The organism is Streptomyces sp. NPDC111606 (assembly GCF_055656945.1).
On sequence record NZ_JBVKBY010000004.1, the window covers coordinates 754764 to 778951 of the forward strand.

Genomic DNA, 24188 nt, shown 5'->3' on the forward strand with positions numbered 1-24188 from the left:
GTCGCGGGCACCGGTCGGAGGGCGGGATCAGTGGGGTTGGGGACCTCCCCGGCCGGCGGGGCCACCCGGGCCCTGGGGGCCGGGACCGAAGACGACCGGCCGGGGGCCGGGCCCGGGCATCCCCGGACCACCGGGGCCCTCGGGTCCGCCAGGGCCGAAGAAGACCGGGCCGGGGCCGTGGCCCACCGGTTCCGGAACCCGCTGCTCGGGCAGGTCCTCGGCATCCGCCTCGATGTCGGCCTCGCCCTCGAGGGCGGGTCCGGCGAACTGCGTCCGGTAGAGCTCGGCGTAGAGCCCGCCGAGAGCGAGCAGTTCGTCATGGGTGCCGCGCTCCGCGATCCGCCCCTGGTCCACGACGATGATCTGGTCGGCGTCCCGGATGGTGGACAGGCGATGCGCGATGACCAGCGAGGTCCGGCCCGCGAGCGCGGTCTTGAGGGCCTGTTGCAGGGCGGCCTCGGACTCGGAGTCGAGATGCGCGGTCGCCTCGTCGAGGACGACCACCGGCGGGGCCTTGAGCAGCAGCCGGGCCATGGCGATGCGCTGCTTCTCACCGCCGGAGAGCCGGTAGCCGCGGTCACCGACCATGGTGTCCAGGCCGTCGGGCAGCGAGGCGACCAGCCGCCAGATCTGCGCGGCCCGGCAGGCGGCGACCAGTTCCTCCTCGGTGGCGTCCGGGCGGGCGTAGAGCAGGTTCTCCCGGATGGTGGTGTGCAGCAGGTGCCCGTCCTGGGTGACCATTCCGACCGTGTCGCTCAGTGACTGAAGGGTCAGGTCGCGCACGTCGCGGCCGTCGATGAGGACGGTGCCCTCCTCCGGGTCGTACAGCCGCGGCACCAGGTGGGTGATGGTGGTCTTGCCCGCCCCGGACGGGCCGACCAGCGCGGTGAGTTTGCCGGCCGGCACGGTGAAGCTGAGGTCGCGCAGCGCCCAGCTGTCGCCGTCGCGCTCGCGCGTCGGCGTGGCGAAGTCCTCGAGGGAGGCCAAGGAGACGTCGGCGGGCCTCGGGTGACGGAACGACACCCCACGGAACTCGACGTCGGGGGCCGCGTCGCGGGTCCCGGCGGGCGGCAGCGCCACCGCGTCGGGTTTCTCGGTGACCAGCGGCTTGAGGTCGAGGATCTCGAAGAGCCGGTCGAAGCTGACGAGCGCCGTCATCGCGTCGGCCTGGGCGTTGGACAACTGCCCGACCGGCGCCATCAGCCGGGTGAGCAGCGTCGCGAGGGCGACCAGGGTGCCGACCTCGAAGACACCGCGCACGGAGAGGACCCCTCCGACGCCGTAGACCACGGCTGTGGCGATCGAGCCGATGAACATGGTCGACAGGAAGAGCAGCTTCATCGAGACCGAGTTGCGGACGCCGATGTCGCGGCCCCGGGCGGCTAGCCGCGCATAGCGGTCCGTTTCCCGGTCGGGGCGGCTGTAGAGCTTGGCCAGGAGCGCGCCGGCGACGTTGAACCGCTCGTGCATGAGCGAGCCCATCTCGGCGTTGACCTGCATGTGCCGCCGGGCCAGGCCCTGCAGACGGCGGCCGACGAGGCGGCCGGGGAGGATGAAGAACGGGACCAGCACCAGGGAGATCAGAGTGATCGCCCAGGACAGGTAGAACATCGTGCCCAGCACGAACAGGACGGTCAGTCCGGCGGAGATCACGGTGGAGAGCATCTGGGTGACCGCCTGCTGGGCACCGATCACGTCGGTGTTCAGCCGGCTCACCAGGGCGCCGGTCTGCGCGCGGGTGAAGAAGGCGAGCGACTGGCGCTGCACATGGTCGAAGACCTTCACGCGAAGGTCGTAGACCAGGCCCTCACTGACCTTGGCGGAAAACCAGGTCTCCCCGAACCCCACCAGGGCGGCCAGCACGGAGACCGCGGCGACCGCGACCGCGAGCCGGACCACGGTCCCGGTGTCGCCGGCCATGATGCCGTCGTCGATCAGGTACTTGAGCAGCAGAGGCGGGGCGACCGCGCAGAGGGCGTTCAGCGTGGTGCAGACCACGAGAAAGCCGATGGAGCGGCGGTGCCCGCGGGTGTACGGGATGATCCTTCTCGTCGTTCCGGGCTTCGCCCGCTGTGTGTTGTTCGAGGAGTCCGGCCCGTCGGATCGAATCATGACCGGGCCGGGTCCGCCCATCATGGCCACAGGTACTCCCTGGGTAGCGTCGCTGCGGTCGGGCGGGCCACTAGCGGGCCGCCTCGGTCTCCCTCATCGCGTCGATGAGGCTCTGCGGACGGAGATCCGTCCAGTTCTCCTCCACATAGGCGAGGCATTCCTTGCGCGTGGCCTCTCCGAAAGCGAGCCGCCAACCGTTCGGAATTTCAGCGAATGCAGGCCACAACGAGTGCTGATTTTCCCTGTTCACGAGCACCAGAAAGGTCCCGTTTTCGTCATCGAACGGGTTCACCATAGTCACTCCCGCGGATCGAATTAACTCCTCGATGGATGGGAAAACCTTAGCCCGACCCTTATGGGGCGAACAAGGTTCACCAATTCGAGGAACAATCCGCGGCTATAGGTATTTGGTTTTACAGTTCGGCGGGCGGAGTCGGGCCACGGTCTCACATGCCGGACGCCCGGCGCGACAGCGTCGTCCAACCGGCCGACCCGCGCACTTGGACACCGGGTCGACCAGGGTGCGGCGCCCCCGACGGCGGGGGATGGCGACAGGGGCGCCGCGGTCTGGGTGTCAAGCCCGGTCGGTGTCGGCTAGTTGGTCGCGAGGGCCTCCGTCGGGGGCAGCCGGGCCGCCCGGACCGCCGGGTAGAAGCCGGCCAGTCCGCCGATCGCGAGGGTGGCGGCCAGGCCGCCGACCATCGCCCACAGCGGCACCAGGGCGGCCCACCCCTGATAGGCGGCGTAGCCGGAGGTCACGCCGATGCCCAGCAACACACCGCCCACGCCGCCGAGCCCCGACAGCAACAGCGCCTCGGCGAGGAACTGGATCCTGATCTGGCCCCGGGTGGCACCGAGCGAGCGGCGCAGCCCGATCTCCGAGCGCCGCTCCAGCACCGAGATGACCATGGTGTTGGCCACCCCGACGCCGCCGACCAGCAGCGCGACCCCGCCCAGGCCCAGCAGCAGCCCGCTCAGCGACTCGTCCGCGGCGTGCTTGGCGGCCAGCGCGTCGGAGGGACGGGAGACATTGACCTCGTTGGGGTCCTCCGGGGAGACCGTGGGGCCCAGCACGCCGTGCACCTTCTCGACGTCCGCGTCCTTCGCCCGCGTGTACACCGTCGTCGGATAGCCGTCGAAGGACAGCTCCTTCTCCGCCACCGTCCAGCCCACGAACGCCTGCGTGTCAAGGGCCGGCAGCAGCTCGTTGTGCGCCAGCAGACCCACCACGGTGAACCAGCGATTGCCGAGCCACACCTGTACGTCCGTCCCGGCCCGGTGGATCCCGAGGCTGCGCGCCGTCTCCGAGCCCAGCACCACAGCGGGATAGCGGCTGGTGGCGTCGTTGAGCCAGCGGCCGTCCACGATCTTCCCGCCGATGGAGCGGAGCAGGTCGGTCCGCGCCGCGCTGACCGTGAGGCCGCCGGACTCCACCGCCGGAACACGGTCGTTGCGGTAGAGCTTCGCGTCCGTGGTGCCCGTCGCCGAGGCCGAGATCACCTCCGGCCGGTTCGCGATCATCGCGACGGCGTCGTCGGACAGATGGGCGTTGTCGCCGGTCATGGTGGTGCCCGGGGAGACCGTGAGCAGATTGGTGCCGAGCGCGGCCAGCTGCTTGTTCAGGTCGTTCGTGGACGAGGTGGAGATGCCCACCACGCCGATCATCGCGGCGATGCCGATCGCGATGCCCAGGGCGGAGAGGAAGACCCGCATGGGCCGCGAGCGCAGGCCCCAGCCGCCAACCCGGGCCACGTCGGACAGGTTCAGCCGGGCCGCCCGGGGGCGCGGAGGCGGGGGCAGATCGGCCCAGGGCCGGTGCCGTTCGTCCGGCCGTGCCGAATACGCCGTACTCATCGCTCCACCCCCGAGCGGGCCAGGGCCCGAGGCTCGGGCGACCCCGAGTCGTGCTCGATGCGACCGTCCCGCAGCCTGACCTCGCGCGGCAGGGAGGCCGCGATGTCCCGGTCGTGGGTGATGACGACCACCGTGGTCCCGGCCTCGTGCAGCTCGTGGAGCAGCTCCATCACCACCGTCCCCGAGCGGGAGTCCAGCGCACCGGTCGGCTCGTCGGCCAGCAGCAGCGGCGGATCGCCGACCACGGCGCGGGCGATCGCCACCCGCTGCTTCTCGCCGCCGGACAGCTGTTGCGGCTCGTGGAAGAGCCGGTGTCCCAGGCCCACCCTGCGCAGTGCGGCCTCGGCGACCCGACGCCGTTCGCGGCGCGGCCGGCCGCTGTACAGCAGACCGTCCGCCACGCTGTCAAGGGCGGACACCCCGGCGGCGAGGTGGAACTGCTGGAAGACGAAGCCGATGGTGCCGGCCCGCAGCGCCGACAGCTCGCGGTCGTTGAGGGAGTCCACGGCGTGGCCGGCGATCGCCACCGTCCCCGAGGTCGGCAGGTCCAGCGTGCCCATGATGTTGAGCATGGTGGACTTGCCCGAGCCGGACGGGCCGACGACCGCGAGCATCTCGCCGCGGTGGACCACCAGGTCCGCCTCGACCAGGGCGGCCACGTCCGCGTACGACTTGCTGACCCCGGCCAGCTCGATCACCGGGTGGGCGGCGAGGGTCACTTCGGGACCCCCACGACTGTGCCTGCGGTGATGCCGGTGCCGGAGATCTCGACCATGCCGTTGCCGAACATGCCGAGCTTGACCTCGCGGTACTCAGTCTTCGTCCCGGTCACGACCTCGACGGCGTAACCGCCACCCGGCAGCGCGAACAGGGCACTGACCGGCACCGCCAGCACGTTCGAGCGCGCCTCGGCCGCGAACTCGACGCTGACGGAGGCGGCTTGGTAGGAGCCGAGCTTCTTGGCGTCCTCGACCTTCAGCTCCACCGGGACGGTGGCGTTCGAGGAGCCCGAGCCTTCGGAATCCGAACCGTTCCCGCCGGACTGGGAGCCCGAGCCCGCGGAGTTGTCCGACGACGTCGGTGTGCCGATGTCGGTCACCACGGCGGTCACCGTGGTGTTGTCCGGCAGCGTGACCGTGCTCTTCCCGCCCTTCTTCGCCAGGTCCGCGTACTGCACGGGCAGGTCGACGGAGATGACCCGGTCGGTCCCCGTCCAGGTGAGCACGTCCCCGGCGAGGGCGTCGCCGACGGCGAGCTCCGCCTTGGCGATCCGCCGCGCCCCGGAGGCCACCACCGCGTCGCCGGCCTGCACCTCCCCGGTCTCCGTACGGCCGAGGTCGTCCTGCCACTCCTCGACGGCGGAGGCCGTGTCGGAGGTGTAGGTGTCGTCCACCGTGAAGCCCGTGTGGCCGAGCGCGCGAAGGTTCTGCTCCAGCATCTTTACGTCGCTGCCGCTGCTGCCCGGCTGCAGTGTCCGGTACAGCGGCACCGAGCCGTACAGGAGCGGCACCGACTGCTGGTTGACCTTGTAGACCGGCTCCCCGCGGGTGATGGTGTCGCCGTCCGAGGGCATCCAGGTGACGATCCCGGAGGACGCCGCACCGCCGCCCTGCTGCCCGGACTGTGCCGAGGCGGAGGAGGACGGGGCCTGGACGGCCGCGGTGTCGCCGTACCCGAGCTGCCCGTCCAGAGTCTGAGAGCTGGTCAGCGTGGTCCGCTTCACCTCCGTCGTGGCGGGCGGCCCGGACGGCGCCGACGCCTCGGCCTCGTCACCCCCGCCACCGAAGACGCCCAGGGCGGCGCCGGCCGCGGTCACGGCGACCACCACCGCACACGCCGCGATCAGCACGACACGCATCCGGCCGCGCCGGCGGCGAGGGTTCGCCGGCGTCGGCGCCACGGCACCGTCGCTCCCGTCGAGGGAGGGTAAGGCTCCGGTCCGCAGCTCCAGTTCCCCGCCCTCGACGCCCGTCTCCTCCTCGGGGTCCGTCCGCGCGACGGTCCTTTCCTCGGAGTCCGTCCGCGCGACCGTCCCCTCCTCCTGGCTGGTCACTGCTGCGGCCCTCCCATGAAGGCGAGCGTGCCGCCGGGCCGGATGCTGTAGCACGCCTCCGCGGCCTTGGAGAACTTGGGATCGTCCCGCCCGGAGAGGCCGGACGCGTTGGCGTCGATGACGATTGTGTTCCCGTTCACCTGCGGGTCCGGGAAGTTGGGCAAACCGTTCTCGCGGATGCACTTCGCCCATGCCGCGACCTTCGTCGCGTCGAAGTCACGGCTGCCGGCGGCGTCGCCGGTGTCGCCCTGGTACAGCAGACCCTGGCAGGCCGACTGGGCCGACTTGAAGGTCGGCGAGTTCTGGTCGACGCCCTCGGGGATGACCAGCTTCACGCCGCCCCCGCTGTCCTTCTCCGGGTCGGGGAACTCCGAGACGCCGTGCTCACGCATGCACTGCGCGTACGCCACGCCCGCACTTTCCGTGCCATTCGACGAGGAGGTCTCGGAGTCGCCCTGGCCGGTGACAGCGGCGTCCTTCTCGCCCGGCGAGCAGCCGGCGAGAAGGGTTCCGGCTGTCACCACGGACAGGACGGCCAGGAGGGGCCCGATCATGCGCTTCTGAAAGTAATTCGGCATACCAGCAGTTCTACGGGGGGCCCGGTCACACCGGGGTTGCAACGGGCGCCCCGCGTGACCGCTCAGTCAGTCCGGCCCCTCGCGGCGCTCCCCTGCCCGTCAAACGGCACCAGCGCGATGGCGCGGGCGGGGCAGCGGGACGCGGCCACACGCAGCGCCGGCAGCGCCTCCGGTCCCGCCTCATGGACGCGCGGCAGCACTAGGCCGTCCTCCTCCGACTGGTCGAAGAACTCCGGCTCGAACAGCGCGCAGGCGCCCGAGCCGACGCAGAGGTCACGGTCCACCCGGATCGCTACCCGGGCCGCGTTTTCCACGGGCCTCACCAGGCAACCGGCAGCGTCTCGACGCCGAACTGCGGCGCCAGCAACCTGAACCGCAGCTCCTCCACCCCGGCGCCGAGCCGCAGGCCGGGGAACCGCTCCAGCAGCCCCGCGAACGCGACGCGCAACTGCAGCCGTGCCAGCGCCGCGCCCAGGCAGAAATGGACGCCGTAGCCCAGGGCCAGGTGGTTGCCGGGCTCCCGGGCGATGTCCAGCCCGTCCCCGGCGCCGTCGTCGTACGGGCAGCGGTTCGCGGCGAACACCGAACATGACACCACCTCTCCGGCCTTGATCACCTCGCCACCGATCTCCACGTCCTCCAGCGCGGTGCGCGGTGAGACGGAGGCCACCACCGACACATGGCGCAGCAGCTCCTCCACCGCCCGGTCCATCAGCTCGGGCCGCTCCCGCAGCAGGGTCATCTGCTCGGGCTGGCACAGCAGTGCCAGGGTTCCCAGGGCGATCGTCTCCGCGGTGTTCTCGATCGAGCCGTTCGCGACGCTCTCGCAGATCCCGGCCACTTCCTCGTCCGACACCGCGTCCCCGTGCTCGCGGATCAGCATCCCGGCCAGGCCGTCGCCCGGATCACGGCGCTGCGCCGCGACCAGCTTCCGGAAGTGCCCGACGTACTCGGACGTCGCCGAGTGCCGACGCGGGCTGTGCCCGGAGGCTCGGTGATCACCGAGCCGGGACAACTCAGGCAGGTCGTCGCGGGGCAGGCCGAGTATCTCGGCGAGGATCAGTCCGGAGACCGGCCGGGCGAAGTGCCGCATCAGATCAGCGGGTTGGCCTGCTCGCTCCAGCACGTCCAGGCGCTGGGCCACGATCCGCACCATCATCGGCTCCAGCGTCTTCATCTGCCGCACCGTGAACATCGGGGCCACCAGTCGCCGCAGTCGGCTGTGCTCCGCCCCGTCGGTCTGCAGCAGACTCCCCGGATGCGGGTCGGGCTTGCTGCCGTCCTGCTCGGGAGGCGGCATGCTGGAGAACCGCTCGGCGTCGGCGAGGATCTGCCGCACCGTCTCACGGTCGGTCACGATCCAGTGGGGCATCCCGCCGGGGGGCCTGAAGAGCGGCGCCCGCGCGTTGAGCTCCAGGAGCTCCGGCACCGGGTCCAGGACGTTCCTGCGCTTGTCGACCGGAAGCTCGAACGACTGCGTCATGCGGGTCCTACCTTTCTGACACGGGCTTGTCGTCTGACACGGGCTGGTCGTCTGACACGGGCTGGTCGTCTGACACGGGCTGGTCGCCGTCGGACACGGTCCGGCCGTCTGACATGGACTGACCGTCTGACGTCGACTGGCCTTCGTCCGACACGGACTGGTCGGACGCGGGCTCGGGCCCGCCTTCGGCAAGGTCTGCGGGCTCAGGCGTCACGAGCCGTTCCACAACCGCCCGCCCGATGGCTGCGGCGTGCGCGCCCCGAAGCATCCCTACGTGGTCGGCGGCGATCTCGAACCCCTCGATGCGGTCGGCCATGTACCGCTCCCAGGTCGTGCGCGCCGCCGCGAGGGACATGTGGGCCAGACCGCCCTCGGTGGCCAGGAACAGCAGCGCACCACCGCCGAAGCGCCGGGGGGTGTACCCCTGCGCCAGCCGGATCATGTGCTGCTTCGTCTCCTCCATGTTGACCGTGAACGCATCGGCCGGAGGCGCCACCGCTCCCGGACCGTCGAGCAGAGCCCGCCCCTCCTGGTCCGCCCCGCCATCGACGCGGACGAGCGTGCCGTCCTGCCCGTCGCCGTCCTGCTCCGGACCGCCGTCGTCCTTCCTGTGGTGCCCGCCGGGGAATCCGTCCAGCAGCGCCAGCAGCGTGACCTGCTGTCCCTGGTCCTCCAGCGCTACGGCGACGGCCTGGGCCAGCACCGCGCCGAAGGACCAGCCGAGGAGCTGGTACGGCCCCTCGGGCTGCACCGTGCGGATCCGGTCGACGTAGTCGGCCACCATCTCCTCCACGCTGCCCGGCATCGCCCTGCGGTCGGTGAAACCGGGCGTCTGCAGGCCATAGACCGGCAGGTCCTCCGGCAGGTGTCGGAGGAGCGCGGCATAGCACCAGGCCAGGCCGGTGCTGTGGTGCAGGCAGAACAACGGCGGGCGGGAGCCCCCGCTCTGCAGCGGCAGCAGCGCGTCGAGGTCGGCGCGCCGGCGCCCGGCGCGCCGCGGCGTCGTCAGACCGGTGCCGCCGTCCCGGGCGGCACGCGGCTGCACCAGCCCGTCCGCGGTCCACGCCGCGCGCCGACCGGTGCGCAGCATCAGATCGCCACCGGACCCGAAGGGGTCGGCGACGAGGCTGCCCGCGGTGCGGGCCGGCGCGCCGGCATAGGCGCGGGCCAGGGACGGTCCCGCCACATACAGGTCGCCTGCCACACCGGCCGGGACCGGACGGAGCCACTCGTCGAGCACATAGGCGCGGGCGGTGCGGGGCAGAGACAGGGTGACCGGCGCCGGTTCGCGGTCCGGTCGCCCGCCCGCGTGCGCGGCGGCGGCCTCCACCACGACGGTGCGGCCCCCGCGCAGCGCGGCCAGCAGTCCGACGAGCAGCTCGGTGACGGGCGCGCCCGCGTCCAGGCGTATCGCGTCGCCGACCGACTCCGGCGACGGGGACGCCGCCTGACGGTCGATGACGCGGCCGAGCAGGGACCGGTGGTCCACCAGCTCGCCCACGAGCGTGCCGTCCGGTGCCTGAGCGGGGAGCACCACGGCCGGGTGCGACGGCAGCGGGTCCGGGACGGCGACGATACGGCGCAGGCGCTTGCCCCCGGCCCGGATGGCGTCCGCCACCCGCAGCACCGGCACGGTCTCCGGCCCGGAGGTCTTCCCCCGGGCACCGGACGCGGTGTCGCCCGCCAGGACGAGCGCGGCCGGACGGGCGCAGCCCAGCGCGGCGGCCGCCGCCAGCGGGCCCTCGGGGTCGTCCGGGTCGGCGATCAGGCACGTGGCACCGGACCGGAGCACGCCGAGCACGGCGACCGCCCAGCCGGTGCCGGGCCGCGCCGCCACCACCACGACGTCGCCCGCGCCCACCCCGCGCCGCTCCAGCCCCGCGGCGAGCCACGCCGCCGCCCGGTCCAGGGCCCGGCGGCTGAGGAGGCCGCGCCGGTCCTGGACGGCCACGGCGCGCGGGTCGCGGGCCGCCGACTCAGCGAGCGCCGGGAGCACGATGCCGTCCGGGACCTTGGCCGCGCCGCGGTTCCAGTCCTCGGTCAGCTGCCGGAGCTCCGACTCGCCGAGCAGGATGTCGATCTGGCTCAGCCTCAGGTCCGGGTCGGCCGCCATCTGCCCGAGGAGGCGGCGAAGCCGCCGCGCCAGGCCGAGGGCGGTGGCCCGGTCGAACAGCTCCTCGGCGTAGTCCAGGCTGCCGTCGAGGCCGTCCGGCCCGCCGTCGTCCCGGTGCCGGTCGGTCAGCCGGACCGTCAGATCGAACCCGGACGCCGGGGCGCCGAGGCCGACGAGCGATGCGTTCAGCCCCGGGACCGCCGGGACGTCCCACTTCGCCGCGGTGTCGTCACGGATGTCCAGGACGACCTGGACGAGCGGATGCGGGTCGCCGGGTGCATCGCCCACAACTCCCAGGGCCTCAGCGATGCGCGCGAAGGGAACGTCCCCGGACCGCTCCGCCTCCTCGGTGGTCTCCCGGACGCGGCCCAGCATCTCCCGGAACGTCGGATCGCCCGAGAGGTCGGTGCGCAGCGGGAGCAGCCCGGCGAACGGGCCCATGGCGGCCTCGAGTTCACCCTCGGCCGCCGGCCGCGGCGTCACAGCGCCGACCATCAGATCGGTACCGGCCCCCATCCGCGCGAGAAGCATCGCCAGAGCGGCGTGCACGACGGCGACCGAGGTCACGCCGAGCGGTTGGGCCGCCTCCATCAGGCGGGCGTGCACCGCGGCCGGCACGCGCAGCGGCACCGCGTCGACCCGATGGCTCGGCCGCGCGGGTCGCGGCCGGTCTGTGGGGAGCCTGATGGCGGACGGTGCGTCCGTCAGCACCTCCTTCCAGTAGGCGATCTGGTCGCCGGCCACGCTCTCCTCCGCCTCCGCCTCCGCTCCCGCGAGCAACCTGCTCTCCCACGCCGCGTAGTCGGCGAACTGGAGCGGCAGAGGCGTGCGCTCCGTGGCACGGCCCTCCCAGCGTGCGCCGTACGCCACGGAGACGTCGCGCACGAGAGCGTCCCGGGACGCGTCGTCGCCGCCGATCCGGTGCAGTACCAGGAGGAGGACGTGGTCAGTGTCGGATAGCGCGAACAGAGTGGACGCCCAGGGCGTTTCAGTCTCCAGGTCAAAGCGGCGGGCGGCGCGGGCAGCCAGGACGGCGGGAAGCTCCCGCTCAGTCGCCGCGACGACCGGGAGGACCGGGCGGACGGCGGGGTCGTCGACGTCCAGGATCCGCTGGATCAGTCCGCCGTCCGGTGTCTCGGCGAACACCGTCCGCAGGATGTCGTGCCGCGCGGCCACATCCGCCAGGGCAGCCCGCAGGGCATCGAGGTCGAGCTCCCCGCGCAGGCGCAGGGCGACGGACGACTGGAGGGCCCGCGTGCGTGGGTTGGCCGTGGCACGCCGCCAGACGAACTGCTGTCCGGCCGTCACCGGCGCCTCGCCGCCCTCGTGCTCGACCGGGACCAGCGAGGGGCGCGACTTCGTGCCCAGGATGCGCGCCGCGCCGATCGGCGTCGGATCGCCGAAGAACTGCTTCAGGTTCAGCTCGGCGCCGGTCTCCGACCGGATCCGGCCTGCGAGGTGCATCGCCAGCGCCGAGTTGCCCCCCAGGTCGAAGAAGTTGCCGTCGGCGGCCACCCGGTCGACGCCCAGCACCGTGGCGAACAGGGTGCACAGCATCGCCTCGGTCTCGGTCCGGGGAAGGAGGCCGGAGGCATCGCTCTCTGGGTCGGGGGCGGGAAGGGCGGCCCGGTCGATCTTGCCATTGACCGTGAGGGGCAGGGCGTCGAGGACCACGATGGCCGACGGGACCATGTAGTCCGGGAGCCGGGTGGCGGCGAAGGTACGGAGGTCATCGGTGTCGGTGTTGGTGTTGGTGTCGCCGACGACGTACCCGATGAGGCGGCCGTGCCGTACCTGTGCCACGGCCCGCTCGACCTGCGGGTGGGTGGCGAGAACGGCTTCGACCTCGCCGAGTTCGACACGGAAGCCGCGGATCTTCACCTGCGCGTCGGCGCGTCCGACGAAGGCCAGCTGGCCGTCCGCCGTCCAGCGCACCAGGTCCCCGGTGCGATACATCCGTTCGCCGTCTGCGCCGAACGGGCAGGCGACGAAGCGTTCCGCGGTCAGGTCGGTGCGGTTGACGTACCCGCGGGCCAGACCATCCCCGGCCACATACAGCTCACCCGTCACACCGGCCGGGACGGGCCGCAGATACGCATCCAGCACGTAGGTACGGACGTTGGGCAGCGGAGAACCGATCGCGGGCGCGGCGTCCTCGCCCGTGATGCCCTCCTCCAACAACACCGCCGTGGTGATGACGGTGGCCTCGGTGGGGCCGTAGGTGTTCCACACCCGCGCGCCCTCACGCCACTTCGCCGCCAGACCGGCCTCCAGGCGCTCCGCACCCAGCACCCAGTTGCCGATCCCGGACACCACCTCCGGCTCCAGTGCGCCCAGCAGCGACGGGACGACGCTCGCGACCTCGACACCGGCCGCCTCGACCATGCGCGCCAAGGAAGCCGCGTCCAAACGTTCCTCCGCCGAGGCGATCGCCAACGTGCCCCCGGCCGCCAGCGTCACCGCCACGTCCAGCACCGCCGCGTCAAAACTGAACGAGGCGAACTGCAACGCCGTCCCGCCTGGCTCGACACCCAGGACCGGACGCATCGCCGACGCCAGATTCGCCACCGAGGCATGGGCCACGGCCACACCCTTCGGCCGCCCCGTCGAACCCGACGTATAGATGACGTAGGCGAGCTGGCCACAGGTGACGTCCGGCAGCGGCTCACCGGAGTCGCTCTCCAACTCGTCGAGCACGGCCCTCTCCACATCCGCGGACAAGCGGCCGGCCGTCTCTGGCGTCACCAGGACCAGTTCTGCGTCGCTGTCGGCGACCATGAACAGCAGCCGGTCCGAGGGGTATTCGGGATCCAGCGGGACGTACGCCCCACCGGCCTTCCACACCGCCAGGATCGCGGTCACCATCTCGGCGCCACGCGGCAGGCACAGACCCACCCTGGACTCCCGGCCCACACCCCGCGCCACCAACCCCCGCGCGAGCGCATCGGAGCGCGCATCCACCTCCGCATACGACAACACCCGGCCCTCAGACCACAGCGCCACCGCCTCCGGCGTCTCCACGGCCCAGGCGTGGAACCGCTCCAGCACCGAGCCGGGCTCAAGCGGCTGGTCCGTGGCGTTCCACTCCTCCACGACCGACGCCCGCTCGGCCACGTCCACCAGATCGAGGTCGCTCAGCCGCAGCTCCGGGTCGGCCGCGACCTGCTCCAGCACCCGCACCAACCGCTCAGCCAGCCGACGGACGGTCTCTTCCTCGAACAGATCCGCGGCGTAGAGGATCCCACCGCCCAGCCCGGCCGGGGCGCCGCTGTCAGACCACCGCTCCCCCAGCGAGAAGGAGAGGTCGAAGCGGGCCGCGGGATCCCCCGCGGGCGGGATCTGCTCGACGACAAGCCCTTCGAGGTCCCACCGGGCCTCGGGCACGTTCTGCAGTGCCAGCATCACCTGGAACAGCGGATTGCGGGCGGCGGAGCGGGCCGGGTTCAGCTCGTCGACGAGTTGATCGAAGGAGACGTCTTGGTGCGCGTAGGCCGACAGGTCGGACTCTCGGATGCGGACCAGCAGGTCACCGAACGTGGGGTTGCCGGAGGCGTCGGATCGCAGGACGAGGGTGTTGACGAAGAACCCGGCCAGCTCCTCCAGTTGCGCATCCGACCGGCCCGCCACCGGCGTGCCGACGCACAGGTCCTCCCCCGCCCCCATCCGGGCCAGCAACACCGCCAACGCGGCGTGCACGACCATGAACATCGTCGCCCCGCCCCGCACGGCCAGCTCCACCAACCGGGCATGCGTCTCCGCATCCACCCCGACCGGAACCACACCACTGCGGAACGAGGGCTCCGCCGGACGCGGACGGTCAAAGGGCAGAGCTGTCTCCTGCGGCACCCCCTCCAACGCCCGCCGCCAGTAAGCGATCTGTTCCGCCGCGGCGCTGTCCGGGTCGTCCAGTGCGCCCAACACCTCCCGCTGCCACAACGCGTAATCCGCGTACTGGACAGGGAGCGGCTCCCACCCCGGCTCAGCACCCGACAGCCGGGCGCGGTAAGCGGTCTGAAGGTCGTTCGCCAGCACGCCCATCGACCAGCCGTCCGAGGCGATGTGATGGGCCACCAGCAACAGAACCCACTCCGCGTCCGACACCCTCAGCAGGGTGGTCCGCCACGGCAGGTCGACCCGGACGTCGAAGCCACGCTCGACCTCGTCCTGCATGAGTCCGCGCCAGTGCTCGCCGGCCTCGATGACCTTGAGCCGGGGACGTCCCTCAGCCCCCTTGCGGATCTCCTGATACGGCACGCCCTCCACATCGGGGAAGACCGTGCGCAGACTCTCATGCCGATCGGCGATGTCCGACACAGCGGCCTGCAGCGCCTCAATGTCGACGGTGCCAGTCAGGCGCAGGGCGAAGGGAAGGTTGTAGGCGCCGGCGCCCGCACCGTCGGCCTCGGCGCCCTCGATCCGGTTGAGGAACCACATCCGCTGCTGAGCGAACGACAACGGCACCCGCTCCGGACGCTCCCGGCGCGCCAGCACCACCACACCCGACGACGCCCCGGCACCCTCGACCAGCCTGGCGATCCCCGCCACCGTCGGCTCCGCGAACACCTCACGTACACCGACCGACACCTCCAGCACCGACCGGATCCGCGCGATCAACCGCATCACCTTCAGTGAATCGCCGCCCAGCTCGAAGAAGCTCTCCTCCGCACCAAGCACGCCCGCTTCCAGATCCAGCACCTCGGCGAACAGGGTGCACAGCACCTCCTCGGCCGAGGTCGACGGCGCACGGCCACCGTCCGCCGCGCGCTCCGGCTCGGGCAGAGCGGCACGGTCGATCTTGCCGTTCACCGTCAACGGCAGCGCATCGAGCAGCACGACGACGGACGGCACCATGTAGTCCGGCAGCCGGGTTGCTGCGAACTCCCGCACCGCGTCGGGCTGCGGATCCCGTCCGGTCGCGGGCAGCACGTAGCCGATCAGCCGCTGGTCGCGCACGACCGCCACGGCCGTCTTCACGTCCGGGTGGGCGGCCAGCGCGGCCTCGACCTCGCCGAGCTCGACACGGAAGCCGCGGATCTTCACCTGCTCGTCGGCACGTCCGATGAACTCCAGCTGCCCGTCCGTGGTCCAGCGGGCCAGGTCTCCGGTGCGGTACATCCGCCCGCCGTCATCGAACGGGCAGGCCACGAAGCGTTCCGCCGTCAGATCAGGGCGGCCGATGTAGCCACGCGCCAAGCCGTCTCCGGCGATGTACAACTCACCAGCCACCCCCACCGGTACCGGCCGCAGATAGACGTCCAGGACATGCGTTCGGACGTTCTCCAGGGGCCGGCCGATGGGCGGCGGCGCGTCTTCGGCGGTGATGCCCTTCGGTAGCAGCGTCGCCGTGGTGATGACGGTGGCCTCGGTCGGGCCGTATGTGTTCCACACCCGGTTCCGCGCCCGCCACTTGGTAGCCAGGCCGGACTCCAGGCGCTCGGCACCCAGGACCCAGTTGCCGATGCCGGACACGGCGTCCGGTTCCAGCACGCCGAGAAGCGACGGGACGACGCTCGCGATCTCGACACCGCAGGTCTCCACCAGGGCGGCCAGGGCCGTCGGGTCGAGGCGCTCGTCGGACGAGGCGATGGTCAACGTGCCACCCGCGGCCAGGGTCACCGCGACGTCCAGGACGGATGCGTCGAAGCTGAACGACGCGAACTGCAGCGCCGTCACGCCCGGTTCGACGCCCATAACCGGGCGCATGGCGGTGGCCAGGTTCGCCACCGAGGCATGCCCGACCGCGACGCCCTTGGGACGCCCGGTGGAACCGGAGGTGTAGATGACGTAGGCCAGCTGGTCGGCGCCAACCTCCGGCAGGTCACCTGAAACGTCCTCGAGCTCGTCCAGACGGACGGTGGCGACATCCTCCGGCAGCCGGTCGGTGGTCTCGTCCGAGACCAGCACAAGCCGCGCCGCGCTGTCGATGACCATGTGGGCCAGCCGATCGGACGGGTATTCGGGATCCAGCGGGACATAGGCCCCGCCGGCCTTCCACACCGCAAGGATCGCCGTCACCATCTCGGGCCCGCGCGGCAGGCACAGTCCCACCCTGGACTCCCGGCCCACACCCCGCGCCACCAGCCCCCGGGCCAGGCTGTCGGAAAGGGTCTCGGCCTCGGCATACGTCATCGAACCGCCAAGGGAGCGCAGCGCCACCGCTGTCGGCGTCAGTGCGGCCCACTCACGGAACCGTTCCACGACAGTGGTGACGTCCGCGTCGCGAGCCGTGGCGTTCCCCTCCGCCATGACCGCGTTCCGCTCGGCCTCGTCCAACACCTCGAGGGCGCTCAGCCGCAGCTCAGGGTCGGCCGCGACCTGCTCAAGCACCCGCACCAACCGCTCGGCCAGCCGACGGACCGTCCCCTCGTCGAACAGGTCGGCCGCGTAGAGGATGCCGCCGCGCATACCCTCCGGGTCGCCTTCGGCGCTGTGGAACTCGTTCAGCGCCACCGACAGGTCGAACCGCGCGGCCGGGTCGGACGCGGGCGGCAGCTCTTCGACCATCAGGCCTTCGAGGTCCCACTGCGCCTTGGGCACGTTCTGCAGTGCCAGCATCACCTGGAACAGCGGGTTGCGCGCCGCGGAGCGCGCCACACCCAGCTCGTCGACGAGCCGCTCGAAAGGCACGTCCTGGTGCGCGTACGCCGACAGGTCGGACTCGCGGACACGGGCCAGCAGATCACGGAACGAGGGATCACCGGAGGCGTCGGACCGCAGGACCAGGGTGTTGACGAAGAACCCGGCCAGCTCCTCCAGTTGTACGTCCGACCGCCCGGCGACCGGCGTGCCGATGCAGACGTCCTCCCCCGCCCCCATCCGCGCCAGCAGTATCACCAGCGCGGCGTGTACGACCATGAACATCGTCGCCCCACCCCGCGCGGCCAGCTCCACCAACCGGGCATGCGTCTGCGCATCCACCCCGACCGGAACCGAACCACTACGGAACGACGGCACCGCCGGACGCGAACGGTCGAAGGGCAGAGCTGTCTCCTGCGGCACCCCCTCCAACACCCGCCGCCAGTACTCGACCTGCCCGGCACCTGAGCCCCTGGCCTCGGCGTTGTCGGAATCGTTGTTGCCCAAGTCGTTGTTGTCCAAGCCCTTGTTGTCCAAGTCGCCCAATACCTCCCGCTGCCACAACGCGTAATCCGCGTACTGGACAGGGAGCGACTCCCACTCCGGCTCGGCACCCGCCAGGCGGTCGCGGTAAGCGGTCTGGAGATCGCGGGCCAGCACGCCCATCGACCAGGCGTCCGTGGCGATGTGATGGGCCACCAGCAGCAGCATCCACTCCGCGTCGGAGACGTTCAGGAGGAAGGCTCGCCACGGCAGGTCGACCCGGACGTCGAAGCCGCGCCCGGCCTCGTCCTGCATGACCTCACGCCAGCGTGCGCCGGCCTCGATCACGTGGAGCCGGGGACGCCCGTCGGCCTGCTCGCGGATCTCCTGATACGGCACACCCTCCACGTCAGGGAAGACCGTGCGCAGACTCTCGTGCCGATCCGCCACATCACCCAACGCAGCCTGCAGCGCCTCGATGTCGAGACGGCCGGTCAGCCGCAGGGCGAAGGGAAGGTTGTAGGCGGCAACGCCTGCACCGTCGGTTTCGGTTCCGTCCATGCGGTTGAGGAACCACATGCGCTGCTGAGCGAACGACAACGGCACCCGCTCCGGACGCTCCCGCCGCCCCAGCACCACCACACCCGACGACGCCCCAGCACCCTCCACCAGCCGCGCGATCCCCGCCACCGTCGGCTCCGCGAACACCTCACGCACACCGACCGACACCTCCAGCACCGACCGGATCCGCGCGATCAACCGCATCACCAGCAGAGAATCACCACCCAGCTCGAAGAAGCCCTCCTCCGCACCGACCACATCCGCTTCCAGATCCAGCACCTCGGCGAACAGGGTGCACAGTGCTTCCTCGGTCGGAGTCGACGGCGCACGGCCACCGCTCGCCGCGAGGTCGGGGGCGGGGAGGGCGGCCCGGTCGATCTTGCCGTTCACGGTCAACGGGAACGCGTCGAGAACGACGACCGTCGACGGGACCATGTAGTCCGGGAGCCGGGTGGCGGCGAAGGTACGGAGTTCATCGGTGTTGGTGTTGGTGTCGGTGTCGCCGACGACGTACCCGATCAGGCGGCCATCCCGGACCTGTGCCACTGCCTGCTCGACCTGCGGATGCGCCGCCAGGACCGCCTCGACCTCGCCGAGTTCGACACGGAAGCCGCGGATCTTCACCTGCTCATCCCCGCGTCCGACGAAGGCCAGCTGGCCGTCCGCCGTCCAGCGCACCAGGTCCCCGGTGCGATACATCCGCCCGCCGTCACCGAACGGGCACGCGAGGAAGCGTTCCGCCGTCAGGTCCGGGCGGTTGACGTAGCCACGCGCCAGACCATCGCCCGCAACGTAGAGCTCACCGGTCACGCCGACGGGGACGGGCCGCAGATACGCATCCAGCACGTAGGTGCGGATGTTGGGCAGCGGAGAGCCGATGGCGGGCGCGGCGTCCTCGCCGGTGATGCCTTCCTCCAGCAGGATGGCCGTGGTGATGACGGTGGCCTCGGTGGGGCCGTAGGTGTTCCACACCCGCGCGCCCTCACGCCACTTCGCCGCCAGACCGGCCTCCAGCCGCTCCGCACCCAGCACCCAGTTCCCGACCCCCGAAACGGCCTCCGGCTCCAGCGCGCCGAGCAACGACGGCACCACGCTCGCGACCTCGACACCGGCCACCTCGACCATGCGCGCCAAGGCAGCCGCGTCCAAACGCTCCTCCGCCGAGGCGATCGCCAACGTGCCCCCGGCCGCCAGCGTCACCGCCACATCCAGCACCGCCGCGTCGAAGCTGAACGAGGCGAACTGCAGCGCTGCCACCCCGGGCCCGGCGCCCAGGACGGGACGCATGGCCGACGCCAGGTTCGCCACCGAGGCATGGGCCACGGCCACGCCCTTGGGACGCCCCGTCGAACCCGACGTATAGATGACGTAGGCGAGCTGGCCGCAGGTGACATCCGGCAGCAGCTCACCGGAGTCGCTGTCCAACTCGTCGAGCAAGAACGTCTCCACGTCTGCGGACAAGCGGCCGACGGTCTCACCCGTCACCAGCACGAGCTCCGCGTCGCTGTCGGCGACCATAAACACCAGCCGGTCCGAGGGGTATTCGGGATCCAGCGGGACGTACGCCCCACCGGCCTTCCACACCGCCAGGATCGCGGTCACCATCTCGGCGCCACGCGGCAGGCACAGACCCACCCTGGACTCCCGGCCCACACCCCGCGCCACCAACCCCCGCGCGAGCGCATCGGAGCGCGCATCCACCTCCGCATACGACAACACCCGGCCCTCAGACCACAGCGCGACCGCCTCCGGCGTCTCCACGGCCCAGTGCCGGAACCGCTCCAGCACCGTCGAGGCATCGACCTCGCTCACGGTGGCGTTCCACTCCTCGACAACCGCCAACCGCTCGGCCTCGTCCAGCAGATCGAGGTCGCTCAGCCGCAGCTCCGGATCGGCCGCGACCTGCTCCAGCACCCGCACCAACCGCTCGGCCAGCCGACGGACCGTCCCCTCGTCGAACAGGTCGGCCGCGTAGAGGATGCCGCCGCGCAACCCACCGGCAGTACCGTCATCCGACTGGCACTCACTGAGCGTCAGGGAGAGATCGAACCGGGTCGGAGGGTCCTCCGCCGGCGGAATCTGCTCGACCGCAAGCCCTTCGAGGTCCCACCGGGCTTCCGGCACGTTCTGCAGCGCCAGCATCACCTGGAACAGCGGACTACGGGCGGCCGAGCGGGCCGGGTTCAGCTCATCGACCAGCCGCTCGAAGGGGACGTCCTGATTTGCATACGCCGACAGATCCGACTCACGCACCCTGCGCAACACCTCGGTGAACGAGGGATCCCCCGCCACGTCCGACCGCAGGACCAGGGTGTTGACGAAGAAGCCGGCCAGCTCCTCCAGTTGCGCATCCGAGCGTCCGGCGACCGGGGTTCCGACGCAGAGGTCCTCCCCCGCCCCCATCCGCGCCAGCGACACCGCCAGCGCGGCGTGCACGAGCATGAACATCGTCGCTCCGCCCCGCGCAGCCAGCTCCACCAACCGGGCGTGTGTCTCCGTATCCACCCCGACCGGAACCGAACCACTACGGAACGACGGCACCGCCGGACGCGCACGGTCGAAGGGCAATGCTGTCTCTTGCGGTGCCCCCTCCAACGCCCGCCGCCAGTGGGCGATCTGCCCTGCCGCGGCGCTGTCCGGGTCATCCAGTGCGCCCAGCACCTCCCGCTGCCACAACGCGTAATCCGCGTATTGGACAGGAAGCGGCTCCCACCCCGGCTCAACACCCGACACACGGGCGCGGTAAGCAGTCTGGAGGTCGTTCGCCAGCACCCCCATCGACCAGCCGTCCGTGGCAACGTGATGGGCCACCAACAACAGCACCCACTCCGCGTCGGAAACCCCCAGCAGAGTCGTTCGCCACGGCATTTCAACCGCCAGGTCGAAACCACGCCCCGCCTCAAGCCTCAACAGCTCCCGCCAGCGATCGCCGGCCTCGGCCACCACCAGCTCAGGACGACTGCCCGTACCCTCCAACACCTGCTGGTAAGGCACGCCCTCCACATCGGGGAAGACCGTGCGCAGACTCTCGTGCCGATCGGCCACATCACCCAACGCGGCCTGCAGCGCCTCGATGTCGAGACGGCCGGTCAGCCGCAGGGCGAAGGGAATGTTGTAGGCACCAGCGCCGTCGGCCTCGGCTCCGTCCATGCGGTTGAGGAACCACATCCGCTGCTGAGCGAACGACAACGGCACCCGCTCCGGACGCTCCCGCCGCCCCAGCACCACCACACCCGACGACGCCCCAGCACCCTCCACCAGCCGCGCGATCCCCGCCACCGTCGGCTCCGCGAACACCTCACGCACACCGACCGACACCTCCAGCACCGACCGAATCCGCGCGATCAACCGCATCACCAGCAGAGAATCACCACCCAGCTCGAAGAAACCCTCCTCCGCACCCACCCCCTCCACGCCCAGCACCTCAGCGAACAGGGCGGAAAGCGCCTCCTCGGCCGGAGTCGACGGCGCGCGCACACCGCTCCCCGCGAAATCCGGTACCGGCAGAGCCTCACGATTGACCTTGCCGTTGACCGTCAACGGCAGCGCGTCGAGAACGACGACCGCCGACGGCACCATGTAGTCCGGCAGCCGGGCGGCGGCGAACGCCCGCACGTCCTCACCGTCCACATCACCGACCGTGTAGCCGACCAGACGGCCATCCCGAACCAACACCACGGCCTGCTCAACCTGCGGATGCGCCGCCAGAGCCGCCTCGACCTCGCCGAGTTCGACACGGAAGCCGCGGATCTTCACTTGCGCGTCGGCTCGTCCGACGAAGGCCAGCTGGCCGTCCGCCGTCCAGCGCACCACATCCCCGGTGCGATACATCCGCCCGCCGTCACCGAACGGGCACGCGACGAACCGTTCCGCCGTCAGATCCGGGCGGTTGACAAAGCCCCGAGCCAGGCCTGAACCGGCCACGTACAGCTCACCGGTCACGCCGACGGGGACGGGCCGCAGATACGCATCCAGCACATAGGTACGGACGTTGGGCAGCGGAGAGCCGATGGCGGGCGCGGCGTCCTCGCCGGTGATGCCCTCCTCCAGCAGGATGGCCGTGGTGATGACGGTGGCCTCGGTGGGGCCGTAGGTGTTCCACACCCGCGCGCCCTCACGCCACTTCGCCGCCAGACCGGCCTCCAGCCGCTCCGCACCCAGCACCCAGTTGCCGACCCCCGAAACGGCCTCCGGCTCCAGCACACCCAGCAGCGACGGGACGACGCTCGCCACCCCGACCCCGGCCGCTTCGAGCATTCCGGCCAGGGCAGAGGGGTCCAGCCGCTCGTCGGACGAAGCGATCGCCAGCGTGCCGCCCGCGGCCAGCGTGACCGCGACGTCCAGCACCGCCGCATCGAAACTGAACGACGCGAACTGCAACGCCGTCACCCCGGGCCCGGCGCCCAGGACCGGGCGCATCGCCGACGCCAGGTTCGCCACCGAACCATGGGCCACGGCCACACCCTTCGGCCGCCCCGTCGAACCCGACGTATAGATCACATAGGCCAACTGGCCAGCCACAATCTCCGGCAGCACACCGAGGTCACTCTCCAGCCCGTCCAGTAGGGCCGTCTCCACGTCCTCGGACAAGCGGTTGGCGGTCTCGGGCGCGACCAGGACCAGTTCGGCCGCGCTGTCGGCAGCCATGTAAGCCAGCCGGTCGGAGGGGTACTCGGGGTCCAGCGGCACGTACGCCCCGCCGGCCTTCCACACGGCCAGGATCGCGGTCACCATCTCGGCCCCGCGCGGCAGGCACAGACCCACCCGGGACTCCCGGCCCACACCCCGCGCCACCAACCCCCGCGCCCACACATCCGAACGCGCATCCACGTCTGCATACGACAGCGCCCGGCCCTCGGACCACAGCGCCACCGCCTTGGGCGTACGCACGGCCCAGGCGTGGAACCGCTCCAGCACCGAGCCGGGCTCAAGCGGCTGGTCCGTGGCGTTCCACTCCTCCACGACCGACGCCCGCTCGGCCACGTCCAGCAGATCGAGGCCACTCAGCCGCAGCTCCGGATCGGCCGCGACCTGCTCCAGCACCCGCACCAACCGCTCAGCCAGCCGACGGACGGTCTCTTCCTCGAACAGATCCGCGGCGTAGAGGATCCCGCCGCCCAGCCCGGCCGGGGCGCCGCTGTCGGACAACCGCTCCCCCAGTGAGAAGGAGAGGTCGAAGCGGGCCGCGGGGTCCTCCGCGGGCGGGATCTGCTCGACGGCCAGTCCTTCGAGATCCCAGTGCGCCTCGGGCACGTTCTGCAGGGCCAGCATCACCTGGAACAGCGGGTTGCGCGCCGCCGATCGCGCCACACCCAGCTCATCGACGAGCCGCTCGAAGGGGACGTCCTGGTGCGCGTACGCCGACAGGTCGGACTCCCGGATGCGGGCCAGCAGATCACGGAACGAGGGATCACCGGAAGCATCGGACCGCAGGACCAGGGTGTTGACGAAGAACCCGGCCAGCTCCTCCAGTTTCGCATCCGGCCGCCCGGCGACAGGCGTGCCGACGCAGAGGTCCTCCCCCGCCCCCATCCGGGCCAGCAGCACCGCCAACGCGGCATGTACGACCATGAACATCGTCGCCCCGCCCCGCGCGGCCAGCTCCACCAACCGGGCATGCGTCTCCGCATCCACCCCGACCGGAACCACACCACTGCGGAACGAGGGCGCTGCCGGACGCGGACGATCAAACGGCAGCACCGTCTCCTGCGGCACCTCCGCCAACGTCCCGCGCCAAAACGCGATCTGCCCCGCCGCGGCACTGTCCGGGTCGTCCAGTGCGCCCAGCACCTCCCGCTGCCACAACGCGTAATCCGCGTACTGGACAGGGAGCGGCTCCCACCCCGGCTCAGCACCCGACACACGGGCGCTGTAAGCGGTCTGAAGATCGCGGGCAAGCACCCCCATCGACCAGGCGTCTGTGGCAATGTGATGCGCCACCAACAACAGAACCCACTCCGCGTGGGAAACCCTCAGGAGACTGGTCCGCCACGGCAGATCGACCCCAACGTCGAAGCCACGCCCGACCTCCTCGTGCATGACCTCACGCCAGCGCTCGCCGGCCTCGATGACCTTGAGCCGGGGACGTCCCTCAGCCCCCTTGCGGATCTCCTGATACGGCACGCCCTCCGCATCGGGGAAGACCGTGCGCAGACTCTCATGCCGATCGGCTATGTCCGACACAGCGGCCTGCAGCGCCTCGATGTCGACGGTGCCGGTCAGGCGCAGGGCGAAGGGCAGGTTGTAGGCGGCAGCCCCCGCCCCCTCGTCGCCGTCCATACGGTTGAGGAACCACATCCGCTGCTGAGCGAACGACAACGGCACCCGCTCCGGACGCTCCCGCCGCCCCAGCACCACCACACCCGACGACGCCCC

At 71.2% G+C, this 24188-nt stretch carries 9 protein-coding genes; all 9 read right to left on the minus strand.

From position 1 onward, the window contains the following. Window positions 1-27: 27 nt before the first annotated feature. The 9 genes from ACZ7M7_RS18655 to ACZ7M7_RS18695 all read right to left on the minus strand — a co-directional run bounded on the left by ACZ7M7_RS18655 (window position 28) and on the right by ACZ7M7_RS18695 (window position 24167). A complete protein-coding gene (locus ACZ7M7_RS18655; RefSeq protein WP_472117959.1) occupies window positions 28-2112 on the minus strand; it encodes an ABC transporter ATP-binding protein in 2085 nt (694 codons plus the stop codon). A gap of 70 nt (window positions 2113-2182) precedes the next feature. Next, window positions 2183-2407, minus strand: coding sequence for an MbtH family protein (locus tag ACZ7M7_RS18660; protein WP_383632701.1), 225 nt, complete (start codon window positions 2405-2407; stop codon window positions 2183-2185). 299 nt (window positions 2408-2706) lie between these two features. Then, complete coding sequence (locus tag ACZ7M7_RS18665) at window positions 2707-3966, minus strand: ABC transporter permease (RefSeq protein WP_383612582.1); 1260 nt, start codon at window positions 3964-3966, stop codon at window positions 2707-2709. Beyond that, on the minus strand, window positions 3963-4685 hold the full coding sequence (locus tag ACZ7M7_RS18670) for an ABC transporter ATP-binding protein (RefSeq protein WP_472117962.1): 723 nt from the start codon (window positions 4683-4685) through the stop codon (window positions 3963-3965). The genes ACZ7M7_RS18665 and ACZ7M7_RS18670 overlap by 4 nt, the downstream gene beginning before the upstream one ends. Continuing rightward, window positions 4682-6019, minus strand: a complete 1338-nt coding sequence (locus ACZ7M7_RS18675) for a peptidoglycan-binding protein (protein ID WP_472117965.1) — start codon at window positions 6017-6019, stop codon at window positions 4682-4684. The genes ACZ7M7_RS18670 and ACZ7M7_RS18675 overlap by 4 nt, the downstream gene beginning before the upstream one ends. After that, window positions 6016-6597 (minus strand): hypothetical protein, encoded by a 582-nt coding sequence (locus tag ACZ7M7_RS18680; RefSeq protein WP_472117968.1) that lies wholly within the window; start codon window positions 6595-6597, stop codon window positions 6016-6018. The genes ACZ7M7_RS18675 and ACZ7M7_RS18680 overlap by 4 nt, the downstream gene beginning before the upstream one ends. 62 nt (window positions 6598-6659) lie before the next feature. Further along, entirely contained in the window at window positions 6660-6911 is a 252-nt protein-coding gene (locus ACZ7M7_RS18685; RefSeq protein WP_383612571.1) for a ferredoxin, read from the minus strand. Between the two features lie 5 nt (window positions 6912-6916). Beyond that, window positions 6917-8080: a cytochrome P450 gene (locus ACZ7M7_RS18690; protein ID WP_472117971.1), complete on the minus strand. Its 1164-nt coding sequence runs from the start codon at window positions 8078-8080 to the stop codon at window positions 6917-6919. Window positions 8081-8087: 7 nt separating this feature from the next. Next, window positions 8088-24167 (minus strand): amino acid adenylation domain-containing protein, encoded by a 16080-nt coding sequence (locus ACZ7M7_RS18695; RefSeq protein WP_472117974.1) that lies wholly within the window; start codon window positions 24165-24167, stop codon window positions 8088-8090. Window positions 24168-24188: the final 21 nt, after the last annotated feature.

Bases quoted from the DNA above. Each gene is read 5' to 3' on its own strand.
- ACZ7M7_RS18655 (WP_472117959.1), bottom strand. From the start codon at position 2,112: ATGATTCGATCCGACGGGCCGGACTCCTCGAACAACACACAGCGGGCG.
- ACZ7M7_RS18660 (WP_383632701.1), bottom strand. From the start codon at position 2,407: ATGGTGAACCCGTTCGATGACGAAAACGGGACCTTTCTGGTGCTCGTG.
- ACZ7M7_RS18665 (WP_383612582.1), bottom strand. From the start codon at position 3,966: ATGAGTACGGCGTATTCGGCACGGCCGGACGAACGGCACCGGCCCTGG.
- ACZ7M7_RS18680 (WP_472117968.1), bottom strand. From the start codon at position 6,597: ATGCCGAATTACTTTCAGAAGCGCATGATCGGGCCCCTCCTGGCCGTC.
- ACZ7M7_RS18690 (WP_472117971.1), bottom strand. From the start codon at position 8,080: ATGACGCAGTCGTTCGAGCTTCCGGTCGACAAGCGCAGGAACGTCCTG.